Genomic DNA, 15,428 nt, shown 5'->3' with positions numbered 1-15,428 from the left:
GGGGGGTTGCGAGAACGCTCAGCCGGCGGTTGCCAGCGCGTCGCTCACGACGCGCTTCGCCTCCTCCTGCACGACCGCGAGGTGCTCCGGGCCGCGGAACGACTCGGCGTAGATCTTGTACACGTCCTCCGTGCCGCTCGGCCGGGCCGCGAACCACGCGTCGGCCGTCGCCACCTTCACGCCGCCGATGGCCGCGTCGTTGCCCGGGGCGTGCGACAGCTTCGCCGTGATCGGCTCGCCCGCGAGCTCGGTCGCGGCGATCGCGTCGCCGTCGAGCTTGCCGAGCGCCGCCTTCTGGGCGGGCGTCGCCACGGCGTCCGTGCGCTGGTACGCGGGATCGCCGAAGCGCTCGACGAGCTCGCGGTACAGCTCGGACGGGGACTTGCCGGTGACCGCCCTGATCTCCGACGCGAGCAGGCACAGCAGGATGCCGTCCTTGTCGGTCGTCCACACCGTGCCGTCGAACCGCAGGAACGAGGCTCCGGCGCTCTCCTCGCCGCCGAAGCCCACCGATCCGTCGACCAGTCCGGGCACGAACCACTTGAACCCGACCGGCACCTCCCAGAGGCGCCGCCCGAGCGACTCGGCCACGCGGTCGATCATCGAGCTCGACACGAGCGTCTTGCCGATCGCGGCGTCGGGGCGCCAGTTCGGCCGGTGCGCGAAGAGGTACTCGATCGCGACCGCCAGGTAGTGGTTGGGGTTCATCAGCCCGCCGTCGGGCGTGACGATGCCGTGCCGGTCGGCGTCGGCGTCGTTGCCGGTGAGGATGTCGAACGTGCTGCCGTGCTCGAGCACCGACGCCATCGCCGACGGGCTCGACGGGTCCATGCGGATCTTGCCGTCCCAGTCGAGGGTCATGAACCCCCACGCGGGGTCGACGCGCTCGTTCACGACCGTGAGGTCGATGCCGTAGCGGTCGCGGATCGCAGCCCAGTAGTGCACGGATGCCCCGCCCAGCGGGTCGGCGCCGATCCTGATCCCCGACTTCCGGATCGCCTCGAAGTCGATGATGTCCCCGAGGTCGTCGACGTAGTTCGACCGGAAGTCGTAGGTCTCGACGCCGCTCGGCTCGGCCTGGTTCACCTCGCGGCACCCGTCGGCGATCAGCTCGTTGGCGCGGTTCGCGATCCAGTTCGTGGCGTCGGAGTCGGCCGGACCCCCGTGCGGCGGGTTGTACTTGAAGCCGCCGTCCTGCGGCGGGTTGTGGCTCGGCGTGATCACGATGCCGTCGGCCTCGCCCTCGGCCCGCTTCGCGGGGTCGTTGTTCCACTTCAGGATCGCGTGCGAGAGGGCGGGCGTCGGCACGTAGTCGTCGTACTGGTCGGCGAGCACCCGCACGTTGTTGGCCACGAGCACGTCGAGTGCCGTGGTCTGCGCCGGGGCGCTGAGGGCGTGGGTGTCCGCGCCGATGAACAGCGGGCCGGTGATGCCCTGCGACGCCCGGTACTCGACGATCGCCTGCGTGATCGCGAGGATGTGGTCCTCGTTGAACGCGGTGTTGAAGGCGGAGCCGCGGTGGCCGGACGTGCCGAACGCGACGCGTTGCTCGGGGATCGAGGCATCCGGTTTCCGCTCGTAGTAGGCCCTGACGAGGGCCTCCACGTCGATCAGGTCGGATTCGGTCGCCGGGGTTCCCGCTCGCTCGTGCATCTGCCCAGTCTGCCCCGCCCGTGCGTGCGACGACACCCCCACCCGGTCAGAAGAGGGTCTGCACGCCGGTGGCGATCGTGTAGATCGCGAGCCCGGCCAGTGCGCCCACGACGGTGCCGTTGATGCGGATGAACTGCAGGTCGCGACCCACCTGCAGCTCGAGCTTCTCGGTGGTCTCGCGCGGGTCCCACCGCTCGACGGTCTCGGTGATCACCCCCGCGATCTCGTGCCGGTAGTTGCGCACGACGTAGGCCGCGGCATCCGTGACCCATTCGTCGACCTTGGCCGCGAGCTCCTCGTCGACGACGAGCCGGCTGCCCACCTCGATCACCGCCGAGCGGAAGCCCTGGCGCAGCTCGCTGTCGGGATCGCCGAGCGCCGCGTCGAGGGTCTCCTTCACGCTCGTCCACACCTCGCCGGCGAACTCGCGCACGCGCGGGCTCTCGAGGAGGTCGACCTTGAGCTGCTCGAGCCGGCCGATCATCAGCGGGTCGTGCTGCAGGTCGTTCGCGAGGTCGGCGAGGTAGCCGTCGATGGCCTCGCGCAGCGGATGCGCGGCATCTTCGCGCACCGCGCGCACGAACCCCAGCACCTCCCGGTGCGCCCGGTCGTCGACGAAGCGGTCGACGAAGTCGGGCATCCACCGCGGCAGGCGCCCCGAGACCATGCCGCCGATCCCCTCGGGGTGCGCCTCGAGCCACTCCTCGGCCTTCTCGAACAGGGCGTCGACCGCGGCGCGCTGCTGGTCGGCGGCGACGAGGCGCTCGCCCATGCGCCCGATCGCCGGACCCCACTCGGGTTCGAACAGGTGTCGGCGCGCGAGCTTCTCGATGACGTCCTCGACGTCGTCGTCGCCGAGCAGGGTCATCACGCCGCGTGCCGCCACGGAGGCCTCGGCCGTGAGCCGGTCGGCGTTCGCGGGCGTCGCGAGCCAGCCGCCGAGCCAGCGCGAGATCCCGATCGACCGCAGCTTGCCGACGACGACCTCGTCGGAGAGGAACTCGTCCTCGACGAACGCGCCGAGCGTCGCCCCGATCTCGTCCTTCCTCGTCGGGATGATCGCCGTGTGCGGGATCCGGAGCCCGAGGGGGTACCGGAACAGCGCCGTCACGGCGAACCAGTCGGCGAGCGCGCCGACCATCGCGCCCTCGGCCGCCGCCCGCACATAGGCGAGCCACGGCACGGCGTCCTGCAGCGCGAACGCCACGGTGAAGACGAGCGCGGCGGCGACCAGCAGGCTCGTCGCCACCCGCTTCATGCTGCGCAGCGCGGCTCGGCGCTCCGCGTCGGTGGGTGTCGTGCGCACCCTCGTGGCACGGAGCTCGTCGATCGCCGTCATGTGCCGGCCCCCTCGCATCGGGATTGCGGTCCGTTTCGACGCTAGCGCCTGCCGCGCATGTGCTCACTAGGCTTGCGTCCATGACGGATGCCGCCCCAACGCCGCCCGAGCACACGTATTCGTACCTCGGTCCGGCGGGCACCTTCACCGAGGCGGCGCTCAAGCAGGTGCCCGAGGCAGCGGGCAAGCACTGGCGTTCGGTGAACAACGTGGGCGAGGCGCTCTCGGACGTCACGACCGGGCGCTCCGTGGCGGCCATGATCGCGATCGAGAACTCGGTGGAGGGCGGCGTGTCCGCCACGCAGGACGCGCTCGCGACGGTGCCTGGGCTCCGCATCATCGGCGAGTACCTCGTTCCCGTGAACTTCGTGCTGGTGGCACGCCCCGGCACCGCCCTCGGCGACGTGCACATCGTGAACGCGCATCCCGTGGCGTACGCGCAGTCGCGTGGCTGGCTCGAGCGCGAGCTGCCCGACCACGGGCACATCCCCGCGACCAGCAACGTGCAGGCCGCGGCATCCCTCTTCGAAGGCAGCCAGGCGGATGCCGCGGTCGCACCGCCCGGCATCACCGACCACCTCGACCTCGACGTGCTCGCGCGCGACATCGGCGACAACCCCAACGCGGTCACGCGCTTCGTGCTCGTCTCGCGCTCGCGTGCGCTCGCGGAGCCCACCGGCGCCGACAAGACGAGCCTCATCGTCGAGCTGCCCGACGACGAGCCCGGATCGCTGCTCGCCATGCTCGAGCAGTTCTCGACGCGGGGCGTGAACCTGTCGCTGCTCGAGTCGCGTCCCATCGGCGACGAGCTCGGCCGCTATCGCTTCGTGGTCGACCTCGACGGCCACATCGCCGACGAGCGGGTCGCCGACGCCCTGCTCGGCCTGCGCCGCACGAGCCCCAACGTGATCTTCCTCGGCTCGTACCCGAGGGCCGACCAGCGCGCGATCGAGTACCACTCGAGGTTCGACGACGAGATCTTCATCGAGGCGCGCGACTGGCTTCGGGGACTGATCAGCGGCGAGCCCGACTGATCCGGGCCGCCCGTCCTCGAACCGCGACTCCCGCGTCGGCGTCGTCGGCGGTACTGTGACGCTGAGGACTCGGGAGTGCGATGAGCCAGACCACGGACCGGGCGGGGATCGACCCGCGGTTCGATCCACGCTTCCAGCGCGGATACGTTCCGGATGCCGCCGAGGCGCCGGAGCCGGACGATGAGACGCCGGTGTCGGCGAGCGCCGGTGCGCCGGCGGCCATGGCGCCCGGGCGGGTCGAGCCGGATGCGTCCGCCGCGGCATCCGCGTCGGCCCGGGCCTCCGTGCTCGTCCCGACCCCCGCCCCGGCGCCGCCACGCTCGTCGGCGGACCTGCCGGCCACGTCGGCGCGTGAGCCCGTGGCGACGTCGTCGCGTGTCGCGCCCGACGACCGGGGCGCCACGCCATTCCCCCGCGCCGTGACGGACGAGCCGGCCGTCGACGACCAGCTGTCGGCGATGTTCGAGGAGACCGACGACGAACCCTCGCCGACCGACCCGTGGTTCCTCGCGGCCTGGGCGGTCGCGACGGTCGCCGTGGTGGTCGGCGGGGCGCTTTGGTGGGCCGGGATCATGGCCGAGGATCCGTTCGGCGGGGCCCGCCCGTCGGACCGCTGGCTGCAGTACGTCGGCTGGGTCGTCGCGCCGGCGCTCGTCCAGGGCGGCTTGGTGGGCATCGTCGCGATGCTCGTGTGGACCGGGGTTCGCTGGGCTCGTCGTCATCGGGAGCCCTCATGACGGTGGTGCGACTCCTGCGAAATCCTGCCGCCGTGGCGCTCGCGGCGATCGTCGTCGGCGCCGTGATCATGGACGTCTGGGCGGTGCGCGTCGTCGTGTCGGACACCGGGCAGGTCTGGAACGGCGGACAGGTCACGGAGGAGGCCCTCGCCGCCTTCCGCCTCGTGCAATTCGCCAACGCCGTTCCCGAGCCGGCGACGCTGGTCGGCGTGCTCGCGCTCCTCGGCGTCATCGTGATCGGTGCGGTCACGAACCGTGCCGGTCGGCCGGGTGCCGACGTCAGCGCGGCACGCGCACGATGAGCGCGGCCGGATCGACGCGGAAGCGGGCCGCCACGACGGTGCCGAACTCGTCGCCGTCGATCTCGAACTCCTCGGGGTCGGCCTCGATCTCGATGTCCACCGCCCGGCCGCGCGAGTAGACGACCTCACGTCGCCGGCTGCCGCCCGTCAGGTCGAGGAACTGCCGCCCGAGCGCCGACTTGCGCAGCACGCGGTTCTCCCAGGTGACCTTGCGCCACACGAGGAGCCATCCCAGGATGTTGCGCGGCTGCAGCACGACCACGTCGAGCTTGCCGTCGTCGATCTCGGCGTCGGGGATGAGCTCGATGTTGCCGGGGAGGTAGCCCAGGTTGGCGACGAGGATGCTCGACACGCGCGAGCGGTGATGCCGGCCGCCGTCGGTGCGGTGCACGACGCGGAACGGCTTCGACGCGGGGATCGCGCGCAGGCCCGCATCGACGTAGGCGAGCCAGCCCACGCGCTTCTTCAGGTCGGCATTCGTGTTCGCGATCATGGCCGCGTCGATGCCGATGCCGGACATCACGAGCGAGGCGTGCATCTCGTCGCTGCCGTCGGGCCTCGTGACGTCGGCGACGAGCACGTCGACGGCGCGATCGAGTCCGGCGAAGGCGAGCACGACGGCGTCGCCGAGGTCGTTCACGGGGATGCCGAGGTTGCGCGCGAAGAGATTGCCGGTGCCCAGCGGCACGAGCCCCACCGGAACGCCGGTGCCGCGCACGGCCGCCGCGACCGAACGCACCGTGCCGTCGCCGCCCGCGGCGATCACGAGATCGACGCCCGCCTCGAGCGCCTGCCTCGCCATGCCCTTGCCCGGGTCGTCCTCGGTCGTCTCGATCCACATCGATGGCTCGAAGCCCTGCCGCTCCTCCGCACGCGCCACCGCGTCGCGCAGCAGGTCGATGCCGCTCTTCGTGGGATTGAAGATCACCGCGGCGCGCGAGCGTGCCGACGCGGCATCCGCCGCTCCCCGCCTCGCTCTCGCCGCCACGAAGCCCACGGTATTGCATCTTGCCGAGTGCGGGCCGGGTGCGGTCGTGCAGGGGCGCCGCGCCTCCCGTGCCCGCAGCGGGCCGGATGCCCCGGGCTAGACTGGCTCGCGTGATCGACCCCGTGCTGCTTCGCGAGAACCCAGAGCTGATCAAGCATTCGCAGGAGCTGCGCGGTGAGTCGTCCGCCGACGTCGACGACGCCGTCGCAGCGGACACTGCCCGCCGCACCGCCATCACCGACTTCGAGTCGCTGCGCGCCGAGCAGAACGCGTTCGGCAAGCAGGTCGCCAAGGCTCCCAAGGAGGAGAAGGCCCGGCTGGTCGCGCAGGCCCAGGAGCTCGCCGCGCGGGTGAAGGAGGCCAACCAGCGCGCGAACGACGCCGAGGCCGCCTTCACCGTGGCCGTGCAGCGCATCGGCAACGTCGTGATCGACGGCGTTCCGGCCGGCGGCGAAGACGACTACCTCGTGCTGCGCGAGGTCGGCGAGATCCCGGCCTTCCCGTTCGAGCCGCGCGACCACCTCGAGCTCGGCGAGCTGCTCGATGCGATCGACATGGCGCGCGGGGCCAAGGTCTCCGGCGCGCGCTTCCACTACCTGAAGGGCGTCGGCGCCCGCCTCGAGCTCGCGCTCATGACGATGGGCCTCGATCGCGCGCTCGCCGCGGGATTCACGCCGCTGATCACCCCCACGCTCGTGCGCCCCGAGATCATGCAGGGCACGGGCTTCCTCGGCGCCCACTCCGAGGAGATCTACCACCTGCCCGACGACGACCTCTACCTCACGGGCACCAGCGAGGTCGCCCTCGCGGGCTACCACGCCGACGAGATCATCGACCTCTCCGATGGGCCGCTGCGCTACGCCGGGTGGTCGACGTGCTACCGCCGCGAGGCCGGCAGCCACGGCAAGGACACCCGCGGCATCATCCGGGTGCACCAGTTCAACAAGCTCGAGATGTTCAGCTACGTCGACCCGGCCGACGCCGAGGCCGAGCACGAGCGCCTCCTCGGATGGCAGGAGGACATGCTGCAATCGCTCGGCCTCGCCTACCGGGTCATCGACACGGCGGCCGGCGACCTCGGGTCGAGCGCGGCCCGCAAGTACGACGTCGAGGCGTGGGTGCCCACCCAGGAGGCGTACCGCGAGCTCACCTCCACGTCGAACTGCACGACGTTCCAGGCGCGACGCCTCGACATCCGCCACCGCACCGAGAGCGGCAGGACGGCGCCGGTGGCCACGCTCAACGGCACGCTCGCCACGACGAGGTGGATCGTCGCGATCCTCGAGACGCACCAGCAGGCCGATGGCTCCGTGGTGGTGCCCGAGGCGCTCCGCGGCTACCTCGGCGGCCTCGAGGTGCTCGAGCCCGTCGCGCGATGAGCGAGCGGATGCCGATGTCGATGCCCGAGCCAGCACCCGAGTTCGGGGCATCCGCAGCACCGTGGCTCGTCGCGCTCGACGTCGACGGCACGATCCTGCACGAGGACGAGTCGATCGACGAGCGGGTCGCCGACGCGATCCTCTCCGCGCGCGAACGCGGTCACGAGGTGACGCTCGCGACCGGGCGCTCGTGGGCGACGACGGCTCCCGTGCTCGACCGACTCGACCTCAACCCCGAGTACGTGGTCTGCGCGAACGGCGCGATCACGATGCAGCGCGACGACGGGGCATCCGGCGGGTACACCCGCGTGCACGTCGAGACCTTCGACCCCACCGCGGTGCTCGAGCGCATCCGCACGTTCCTGCCGAGCGGCCGGTTCATGGTCGAGATGCCCGACGGGTTCCGCCTGTACACCGAGGGCATGAGCGACTGGAACCTCGAGAACGCCCGCGAGGTGCGGTTCGACGAGCTGCTCGACCAGCGCGCCACCCGCGTCGTCGTCGTGTCGCCCGACCACGAGCTCGAGGAGTTCCTGCAGATCGTCGAGGAGATGGGGCTGCACCAGGTCAGCTACGCGATCGGCTGGACCGCCTGGCTCGACATCGCCCCCGACGGGGTCAGCAAGGCGACGGCGCTCGAGCGGGTGCGGGGCTGGCTCGACGTGCCGCTCGACCGCGTGATCGCGGTGGGCGACGGACGGAACGACATCGACATGTTCACGTGGGCCGGCGCCGCCGGCCGCTCGGTCGCGATGGGCCAGGCGCCCGTCGAGGTGCGCGCCGCCGCGGCCGAGACCGCCGCCGACGTCGACCACGCGGGCCTGGCGGCGGTGCTCGACTCGCTGCCATAGCCCGCTTCCACCCCGCTTCGAGCCGCGCCGGATAGGATCAGCGCGTCGAGAGGGGCGACATGATCGGCGGCACCGACCAGCGACCGCCCGTCGAGCCTGCCGTTCCACGGCACGGTCGGATGCCCCGGCACGGCGCCGCCGCCACCTACGCGAAGATCGCGGCATCCGTGATCGCCGTGCTCGCCGTGAGCGCCACGGCGGTCGTCGCCTATGCGGCGGTCGACCTCGTCGCGTCCGTGACCGCGAAGCCCCCGGTCGAGCTCGAGAACGAGAAGGTGCTCGAGAACGTGCCCGACATCGGTGCGATGGAGGGCGGGCTCAACTTCTTGCTGGTGGGCAGCGACAAGCGGCCGGAGGACGGCGCGTTCGGCGACCCCGAGGAGGAGTCGGCGGTGCTCAACGACGTCACGATGCTGCTGCACATCTCGCAGGACCACACGCACGTGGAGGTCGTGAGCTTCCCGCGCGACATGTACGTCTCGGTGCCGGAATGCCCCGATCCGAACGATCCGGCCGGCGAGCCGCTCCCGTCCCTGTCGAGCGCGAAGATGAACGAGGTGCTCTCGTGGGGCGGCTTCGGCTGCGTCGCCTCGACGATCGAGCAGCTCACGGGGGTCACGATCCCGGTCGGCGGCATCGTCGAGTTCTACGGCGTCGCCGCGCTCTCCTCGGCGGTCGGCGGCGTCGAGGTGTGCGTGGTCGAGCGCATCGACGACGACTACACGGGCCTGCATCTCGACCCTGGAACGCATTCCCTCACCGGCATCGACGCGCTCGCGTTCCTCAGAACCCGGCACGGGGTGGGCGACGGCAGCGATCTCGGCCGCATCTCGAGCCAGCAGACGTTCCTCGCCTCGCTGATGCGGACGATGCAGAGTTCGGGCACGCTCGGCGACCCGATCAAGCTCTACTCCATCGCCAAGGCCGTGCTCTCGAACATGACGCTGTCGAACGCCCTGCAGAACCCGGCCCAGCTCATGTCCATCGCGCGCACGCTGCAGGACGTCGACCTCTCGAAGATCGTCTTCGTGCAGTACCCGACCGGCTACACCGACGATCGGAGCGGTGTCGTGCCGGCCGAGTCCTCCGCGATCCTGAACGCGGCGCTGCAGGCGGACCGCCCGGTCGCGATCAACCCGGCGGCCACGGGGGAGTCGGAGTTCGGCACGGTGACCGATCCCAACGCACAGCCCGCGGTCCCCGAGGCGCCCGCCACCGGGGATCCGTCGGCGACCGTCGCGCCCGAGGCCCCCGTCGAGGCGCTGCCCGAGGACGTGACCGGACAGTCGGCCGCCGAAGTCCGTTGCTCGGCCGCCAACGCGGGCTGACGGCGGGTCGCTTCAGGACCCTCTCAGGGTGTGCTGGGAGGCTGGTCGGAATGCGCTTCGGCTAGAATCGGGGCCTGCCCGTGCGACGTCGCCCCTCACGGGGCGTCGGCGTGCCGGTGAGGAGGGCTGTCCGAGCGGCCGATGGAGCTGGTCTTGAAAACCAGTGGGCAGCAATGCCTCGTGGGTTCGAATCCCACGCCCTCCGCGCATACGACCACGGAACAGACAGGAGAGGCACCGGTTGAACCAGGACCTGCGTCACAGCTCGCGCCGCGCTGCGAAGACCCCTTCTGTGGCACGCCACGGACGTCTCAAGACCCACAGCGCATGGAGGACCGTGGCGAAGATCACGGCATCCGTCGTCGCCGTGACCCTGATCTCGGGTTCCGCCGTCGCCGCCTATGCCGCATGGGACCTGGCCAGCACCGTGAAGCCCACCGTGACCCTCGGCAACGAGGAAGTGCTCGAGGGCGTGCCCGACGTCGGCGCCATGGAGGGCGGGGTCAACCTGCTCGTCGTGGGCAGTGACAGCCGTCAGGGCCAGGGCGAGGCGTTCGGCGATCCTGACGAGGAGACCGCCGTCCTCAACGACGTGACGATGCTCATGCACATCTCCGAGGACCACACGAACGCCTCGGTCGTGAGCTTCCCGCGCGACATGCTCATCGACGTACCCGAGTGCACCGACCCCGAGGACCCGAGCAGCACCCTCTCCGAGCAGTACGGCGTGAAGATCAACACCGTGCTCTCGCACGGCGGGCTCGGATGCGTCGTGAAGACCGTCGAGACCGAGCTCGGCATCACCATCCCCTTCGCCGGCATCGTGCAGTTCATGGGTGTCGCCGGCCTGTCGGAGGCCGTGGGCGGCGTCGACGTCTGCGTCGCCGAGCCGATCGAGGACGAGTACACCGGAACGTTCCTCGAGGCGGGCACCCACACGCTCTCGGGTGTTGCGGCACTGCAGTTCCTCCGCACGCGCCACGGCGTGGGCGACGGCAGCGACCTCGCCCGGATCTCGAACCAGCAGGTGTTCCTGTCGTCGCTCGCCCGCACCCTGCAGTCGAACGGCACGCTGGGCGATCCGGTGAAGCTGTACTCGATCGCCAAGGCGGCGCTCGCGAACATGCAGCTCTCCGACAGCCTCATGGACCCCACTCGCATGATCTCCATCGCGAAGGCGCTGAAGGACACCGACCTGAACAAGATCGCCTTCATCCAGTACCCGACCGCCTACGCCGACGGGGGCGGAGCGGTCGTCCCGACCGATTCCGCCGACTACGTGCGCACGGCGCTGCAGAACGACCTCCCGGTGTCCTTCGACCCGGCCGCGCTGGCCGAGTCGGAGTTCGGCACCGTGGCCGATCCCAATGCTGCGCCGCCGGCCGAGGTCCCCGCCGAGGAGGTCCCCGCCGAGGAGGCCCCTGCCGAGACCGCTCCGGCGCCCACCGTGGAGGCGCTCCCCGCCGACGTCACCGGCCAGACCGCCGCTGAGACCCGCTGCTCCGCCGGTCGCACCCTCGACGACCAGTAGGGCCCACCTGGGCGGCCGGCGCCGAATCGTCATCCGCGGCATCCGCAGGTTATGATTGCTGTCGCGTGTGCGGGAGCATGCGCGAGGAGACGTCGCATAGTCCGGTCGAGTGCACCACCCTGCTAAGGTGGAGTCCCCGTAAGGGGACCGCGGGTTCAAATCCCGCCGTCTCCGCTCACGAGAAGCCCCAAGTGGCCCGGAATTCCGGTCCAGTTGGGGCTTCTCCTTTCCGGCCATGACACCGGACATGCCGAGACGGGCCGGCGGCCGCCCCGCCGGCCCTTCTCGACTATGCCGACACTCGATCGCTCGTGACGTTCGGGCCGGCCGGCAGGCTCACTCGGCCGCGGATGAAGATGAGGAGCACGAGTCCGGTGACGATGACCGCCGGGTTGCCCAATGCCGCGATGCCCGTGAGTGGGCTGTCCGCCGGATAGGTGGTCTGCAGGAAGATCGAGGGGTCAGTGGTCGCGTGCAGCAGGATCGGCCAGATGAGGTTTCCCGTCACCCGCAGAGCCAAGTACATGCACAGCCCGAACGCGAAGGTGTAGACGAGCTGGAGCAGCGTCGCGAGGGGCGACTGCCCCGACAGCAGATTGCCCGAATGCAGCACCGCGAACAGCGCGGCCGAGACCACGGCGACCACGATCTCGCGGTACCCCGCTTTGCGCATGAGGTTCACCACGAACCCGCGCGTCAGGACTTCTTCCGCGAACCCGATGAACAGTCCCGCGACCAACCAGGCGATCACCATGCCCGCTCCGGCCTCGCCGTAGTCGACCGTCGCGAACCGCAGCACGTTGAACAGGAGCACGACGGCAACCGCGATCCACATCCAGGCCCGTCCGCGGATCGGCTGAGGCCCGAACAGTTCGCGGAGCCACCCCGTCGACCACCCGAACGCGACGAGGATGAGCCCGCCGAGCGCGATGGGCAGCGCCGTGCCGACGAACACGATCATCGCCGGGTCGTCGACCCCTGCGAGCAGCGGTGCGAACAGCAACGAGCCCGCCTGGAAGAGCAGGTAGTAGGCGACCACGAGCAGGAGCGAACGCCACCACCCGCCCCGTTCCCAGAACCGTCTCCACCTCGAGGTGACGTCGTGCTCCGTCATGCCGATCCTTTCGCTCGGAGCCGTGCGGGCGCACCGCCCTGCGTTCAATCTATGCCCGCGGGTACGCACGTCGTCGGGCCCAGCCAGCACGTCGATCCCGCTTCGGGATGACTACAGCCAGCGCCGCACGCGAGCGCGGTAGGCGTCGTACTCCCTGCCGAACTTCGCGCTGAGATACCGCTCCTCGGGGCGGATGGCCCCCCACCACAACGCCACGACGCCGACCGGCGTGAGCACGAGTGCCCAGAACGACGGCCACAGCAAGGCCAGTGCCGCATCCAACGCGATCAGGCCCAGGTAGAGCGGGTTGCGGCTCACCCCGAACGGGCCCCGGTCGAGGATCGTGCGCGTCGAGCCACCGGGCAGCAGGGCTGTTCGATGCCGGGCCATGAGCCAGATCGCCCACCCGTTCCAGACGGCGAAGGCCAGGATGAGGACGACCGCCACCGATCGTGAGAGCGTGACCGGCAACGCGATCGGGTCGCCCACCCCGGCGGTGATGCCGAGGCCGATCAGGAGCGGAACACCAAGCGCCACAGGCGGCCAGATCCGATATGCCGGCGCGTCGGCCATTCCCGCAGTGTAGCCCGAGGCGGCTGACCCGGGGCCGCCCTCAGCGCGCCCCCGCGCGCTCCGCCGAATCGAGCACGGACTCCACGCCGAGCATGAAGAGCTCACGGTCGTCGAGGGCGCGCAGCCTGGGCCCGAGCGAGGCGATGAGCGGATGCCGCGCCGGGTCGACGAGCAGCGGGCTCTCGATCCACGGACTGGGCGCCGACGGCCCGGTTCCGCGCTCGCTGCGGCTTCGGGCGATGCCCGCCGCGCTCGACAGGGTGTGCGACGCCATGAGCGCGTAGTGGCTCACGAGATCCTCGCCCTCGAGGCCGGCGCGCGAGAAGGCGTCGAGCATGAACTCGATGACGTCGAGTTCATGGGGACCGCCGGTCGTGAGCACCGTCGCCTCGACGCCGATCGCCGGGTAGGTCGCGAACATCTCGAGGGTGGAGACGGCCACCTGCGTGAGCCGACCGCGCCAGTCGTCGGGCTCCGCGTCGACGCGCTGCAGGCTCATGCCGATGAGCTCGTCGAGGAGCGAGCGCATGAGCTCGTCCTTGCCGCGGAAATGGCGGTAGATGGCTGTCGGGTCGGCGCCGAGCTCGGCGCCGAGGTCGCGCACCGAGACGGAGCCGACGCCCGGCTGCGCGGCGAGCTTGAGTCCGGCGGCGACGATCGCGTCGCGGTCGAGGCGCGCCTTGCCTCCGCCGCGGCCCGCGCGGCCGGCGGTGGATCGCGTCGCAGTCGTCATCGGTGTCGCCCCCGTCGTGTCATGGCCCATGCTGCCACGCCCGCGACCCCCTGTGGCAGGGCGCCAGTCGCGGACGCGATGGAAGCCCAGCATAACGAAATGGACAACACCGATGTCAACGGTGTTGACATCGGTGTTGGGCGATGGGTACGCTCGCCGAGTCCGACCCGTTCGATGAGGAAGCGAGGGCGCCCGTTGCCTGCAGCCGACGTACTGTTCACCGGCGGAGCCGTGTTCACCGGAACCGGCGAGCCCTTGCACGGCCACGCGGTGGCCGTGGCGGGCGACCGCATCCTTGCGGTGGTGCCCGAGCCCGAGGCATCCGCGCACATCGACGAGCACACTCGTGTGGTCGACCTCGACGGCGCACTGCTGAGCCCCGGCTTCCAGGACGCGCACGTGCATCCGGTGAGCGCCGGCGTCGAGCTGCTCATGTGCAACCTGACCGAGGCGACGGATGCCGCCGACGCCGTCGCCCACGTGCAGGCGTACGCCGACGCGAACCCCGACGAGGCCTGGATCCAGGGCGGCGGCTGGTCGATGGACCACTTCCCGGGCGGTGCGCCCGTGCGCGCGCTGCTCGATGCGGTCGTGCCCGATCGGCCGGTGCTGCTCATGAGCCGCGACCACCACTCGACGTGGGCGAACACCGCGGCGATCCGGGCGGCGGGCCTCGACGCGTCCACCCCCGACCCGGCCGACGGCCGCATCGAGCGCGAGCCCGACGGCACCCCGGCCGGCACGTTCCACGAGGGCGCCGGCGCCCTGTTCGACCACGTGCGCCCGCCGATCGGCGCCGACCTCGCCTACGCCGGCCTGCTCCGTGCGCAGGAGGATCTGATCGCGCTCGGCATCACCGGATGGCAGGACGCATGGGTCGGCACCGGCCTCGGGGGTGTTCAGGACGTGGCATCCGTCTACCGCCGCGCGCTGGCCGAGGGCACGTTGAAGGTGCACGTCGTCGGCGCCCAGTGGTGGGAACGCGCGGGCGGTCTCGAGCAGCTCGACGAGATGGTGCGCCGACGCGCCGAGTTCGCCGCGCTCGACCACGGGCGCTTCACGCTCGGCACGACGAAGATCATGGTCGACGGCGTGGCCGAGAACCAGACTGCGGCCATGCTCACCCCGTATCGCGACGTGCACGGACACGACACCGGCAACCGAGGCCTCTCCTTCATCGATCCCGAGCGGCTGCGCGAGATCGTCACCCAGCTCGACGCCGCCGAATTCCAGGTGCACTTCCACGCCCTCGGCGACCGTGCGGTGCGCGAGGCGCTCGACGCGGTCGAGGCCGCACGCGAGGCCAACGGCGCCACCGACGGGCGGCACCACCTGGCGCACCTGCAGGTCGTCGAGGAGCGCGAGACCGCACGGTTCGCCGACCTCGAGGCGGTCGCCAACATCCAGGCGCTCTGGGCCACGCACGAGGACCAGATCGACGAGCTGACGCTCCCGTTCCTGCAGGATGGCGCCGAGGCGCGGCAGTACCCGTTCGGCGATCTCGTGCGCAACGGCGCCCGACTCGCGGCGGGCAGCGACTGGCCCGTCTCGAGCGCCGACCCGATGCACGCGATCCACATCGCGGTCACCCGGGTCGCACCCGGCCTGGATTCCGAGCCGCTCGGCGGCGCCCATCAGCGCCTCGACCTCGCCACCGCGATGGCGGCCTACACCTCGGGCTCCGCCTACGTGAACCACCGCGACCACGACACCGGCTACGTCCGCGAGGGGTACCTCGCGAACCTCGTCGTGCTCGACCCCGATCCGTTCGGCCTCCCCGCAGGCGAGATCCACCGCTCCACCGTGGTCGCCACGTGGATCGACGGCGAGCTCGCCTACTCCCGCACGAGCTGACCCCTGAGGAGC

The 15,428-nt window shown here is 71.0% G+C and carries 14 protein-coding genes and 2 tRNA genes; 10 read left to right on the top strand and 6 right to left on the bottom strand.

What is annotated here, in order from left to right; all coding sequences use genetic code 11:
• Window positions 1–18: 18 nt before the first annotated feature.
• Window positions 19–1,653 carry a phosphoglucomutase (alpha-D-glucose-1,6-bisphosphate-dependent) gene (pgm, locus tag EV187_RS05970; RefSeq protein WP_130352025.1) on the bottom strand — a complete coding sequence of 545 codons (1,635 nt, stop codon included), beginning with the start codon at window positions 1,651–1,653 and terminating at the stop codon, window positions 19–21.
• A gap of 46 nt (window positions 1,654–1,699) precedes the next feature.
• A complete protein-coding gene (locus EV187_RS05965) occupies window positions 1,700–2,992 on the bottom strand; it encodes a DUF445 domain-containing protein (protein WP_130352024.1) in 1,293 nt (430 codons plus the stop codon).
• Window positions 2,993–3,072: 80 nt separating this feature from the next.
• On the opposite strand from EV187_RS05965, the gene pheA reads away from it, so the two are divergent.
• The 3 genes from pheA to EV187_RS05950 all read left to right on the top strand — a co-directional run bounded on the left by pheA (window position 3,073) and on the right by EV187_RS05950 (window position 5,065).
• On the top strand, window positions 3,073–4,026 hold the full coding sequence (gene pheA, locus EV187_RS05960; RefSeq protein WP_130352023.1) for a prephenate dehydratase: 954 nt from the start codon (window positions 3,073–3,075) through the stop codon (window positions 4,024–4,026).
• An 80-nt stretch (window positions 4,027–4,106) separates the two neighbouring features.
• Window positions 4,107–4,763 carry a hypothetical protein gene (locus EV187_RS05955; protein ID WP_130352022.1) on the top strand — a complete coding sequence of 219 codons (657 nt, stop codon included), beginning with the start codon at window positions 4,107–4,109 and terminating at the stop codon, window positions 4,761–4,763.
• A complete protein-coding gene (locus tag EV187_RS05950) occupies window positions 4,760–5,065 on the top strand; it encodes a PEP-CTERM sorting domain-containing protein (RefSeq protein ID WP_130352021.1) in 306 nt (101 codons plus the stop codon). Before EV187_RS05955 ends, EV187_RS05950 begins: the two co-directional genes overlap by 4 nt.
• Here the strand turns inward: EV187_RS05950 and EV187_RS05945 are convergent.
• Window positions 5,043–6,053, bottom strand: a complete 1,011-nt coding sequence (locus EV187_RS05945; RefSeq protein WP_130352020.1) for a diacylglycerol/lipid kinase family protein — start codon at window positions 6,051–6,053, stop codon at window positions 5,043–5,045. The two genes, EV187_RS05950 and EV187_RS05945, sit on opposite strands and share 23 nt — an antisense overlap.
• Window positions 6,054–6,163: 110 nt before the next feature.
• Between EV187_RS05945 and serS the strand changes: the two genes are divergently transcribed.
• The 6 genes from serS to EV187_RS05915 all read left to right on the top strand — a co-directional run bounded on the left by serS (window position 6,164) and on the right by EV187_RS05915 (window position 11,316).
• Window positions 6,164–7,432, top strand: coding sequence for a serine--tRNA ligase (gene serS / locus EV187_RS05940; RefSeq protein ID WP_130352019.1), 1,269 nt, complete (start codon window positions 6,164–6,166; stop codon window positions 7,430–7,432).
• Entirely contained in the window at window positions 7,429–8,283 is an 855-nt protein-coding gene (locus EV187_RS05935) for an HAD family hydrolase (protein ID WP_242609452.1), read from the top strand. The genes serS and EV187_RS05935 overlap by 4 nt, the downstream gene beginning before the upstream one ends.
• 59 nt (window positions 8,284–8,342) lie before the next feature.
• The gene (locus EV187_RS05930) at window positions 8,343–9,611 is read left to right on the top strand and encodes an LCP family protein (RefSeq protein ID WP_130352017.1); all 1,269 of its coding nucleotides are present in this window, start codon (window positions 8,343–8,345) and stop codon (window positions 9,609–9,611) included.
• A 120-nt stretch (window positions 9,612–9,731) separates the two neighbouring features.
• A tRNA-Ser gene (locus EV187_RS05925) sits at window positions 9,732–9,816 on the top strand.
• A gap of 132 nt (window positions 9,817–9,948) precedes the next feature.
• Window positions 9,949–11,142, top strand: coding sequence for an LCP family protein (locus tag EV187_RS05920; protein WP_242609451.1), 1,194 nt, complete (start codon window positions 9,949–9,951; stop codon window positions 11,140–11,142).
• Window positions 11,143–11,227: 85 nt separating this feature from the next.
• Window positions 11,228–11,316 (top strand) — tRNA-Ser (locus tag EV187_RS05915).
• Window positions 11,317–11,431: 115 nt separating this feature from the next.
• On the opposite strand, the gene EV187_RS05910 is transcribed toward EV187_RS05915, so the two are convergent.
• The 3 genes from EV187_RS05910 to EV187_RS05900 all read right to left on the bottom strand — a co-directional run bounded on the left by EV187_RS05910 (window position 11,432) and on the right by EV187_RS05900 (window position 13,562).
• Entirely contained in the window at window positions 11,432–12,256 is an 825-nt protein-coding gene (locus tag EV187_RS05910) for a CPBP family intramembrane glutamic endopeptidase (RefSeq protein ID WP_130352015.1), read from the bottom strand.
• A gap of 111 nt (window positions 12,257–12,367) precedes the next feature.
• Window positions 12,368–12,829: a methyltransferase family protein gene (locus tag EV187_RS05905; protein WP_130352014.1), complete on the bottom strand. Its 462-nt coding sequence runs from the start codon at window positions 12,827–12,829 to the stop codon at window positions 12,368–12,370.
• 40 nt (window positions 12,830–12,869) lie between these two features.
• Window positions 12,870–13,562 (bottom strand): TetR/AcrR family transcriptional regulator, encoded by a 693-nt coding sequence (locus tag EV187_RS05900; RefSeq protein ID WP_165391118.1) that lies wholly within the window; start codon window positions 13,560–13,562, stop codon window positions 12,870–12,872.
• A 195-nt stretch (window positions 13,563–13,757) separates the two neighbouring features.
• On the opposite strand from EV187_RS05900, the gene EV187_RS05895 reads away from it, so the two are divergent.
• The gene (locus tag EV187_RS05895; protein WP_242609450.1) at window positions 13,758–15,416 is read left to right on the top strand and encodes an amidohydrolase; all 1,659 of its coding nucleotides are present in this window, start codon (window positions 13,758–13,760) and stop codon (window positions 15,414–15,416) included.
• Window positions 15,417–15,428 lie beyond the last annotated feature (12 nt).

Source organism: Agromyces ramosus (assembly GCF_004216665.1).
GTDB classification, from domain to species: Bacteria; Actinomycetota; Actinomycetes; order Actinomycetales; family Microbacteriaceae; genus Agromyces; species Agromyces ramosus.
Note: the sequence above shows the minus strand (reverse complement) of the source record. Positions and strands in the feature narration are given on the sequence as shown.

What these genes read in the sequence shown, in the direction of transcription:
- EV187_RS05950 (WP_130352021.1), top strand. Translation starts at nt 4,760, where the DNA reads ATGACGGTGGTGCGACTCCTGCGAAATCCTGCCGCCGTGGCGCTCGCG.
- EV187_RS05935 (WP_242609452.1), top strand. Translation starts at nt 7,429, where the DNA reads ATGAGCGAGCGGATGCCGATGTCGATGCCCGAGCCAGCACCCGAGTTC.
- pheA (WP_130352023.1), top strand. Translation starts at nt 3,073, where the DNA reads ATGACGGATGCCGCCCCAACGCCGCCCGAGCACACGTATTCGTACCTC.
- pgm (WP_130352025.1), bottom strand. Translation starts at nt 1,653, where the DNA reads ATGCACGAGCGAGCGGGAACCCCGGCGACCGAATCCGACCTGATCGAC.
- EV187_RS05905 (WP_130352014.1), bottom strand. Translation starts at nt 12,829, where the DNA reads ATGGCCGACGCGCCGGCATATCGGATCTGGCCGCCTGTGGCGCTTGGT.
- EV187_RS05965 (WP_130352024.1), bottom strand. Translation starts at nt 2,992, where the DNA reads ATGACGGCGATCGACGAGCTCCGTGCCACGAGGGTGCGCACGACACCC.
- EV187_RS05900 (WP_165391118.1), bottom strand. Translation starts at nt 13,562, where the DNA reads ATGACGACTGCGACGCGATCCACCGCCGGCCGCGCGGGCCGCGGCGGA.
- EV187_RS05930 (WP_130352017.1), top strand. Translation starts at nt 8,343, where the DNA reads ATGATCGGCGGCACCGACCAGCGACCGCCCGTCGAGCCTGCCGTTCCA.
- EV187_RS05955 (WP_130352022.1), top strand. Translation starts at nt 4,107, where the DNA reads ATGAGCCAGACCACGGACCGGGCGGGGATCGACCCGCGGTTCGATCCA.
- EV187_RS05910 (WP_130352015.1), bottom strand. Translation starts at nt 12,256, where the DNA reads ATGACGGAGCACGACGTCACCTCGAGGTGGAGACGGTTCTGGGAACGG.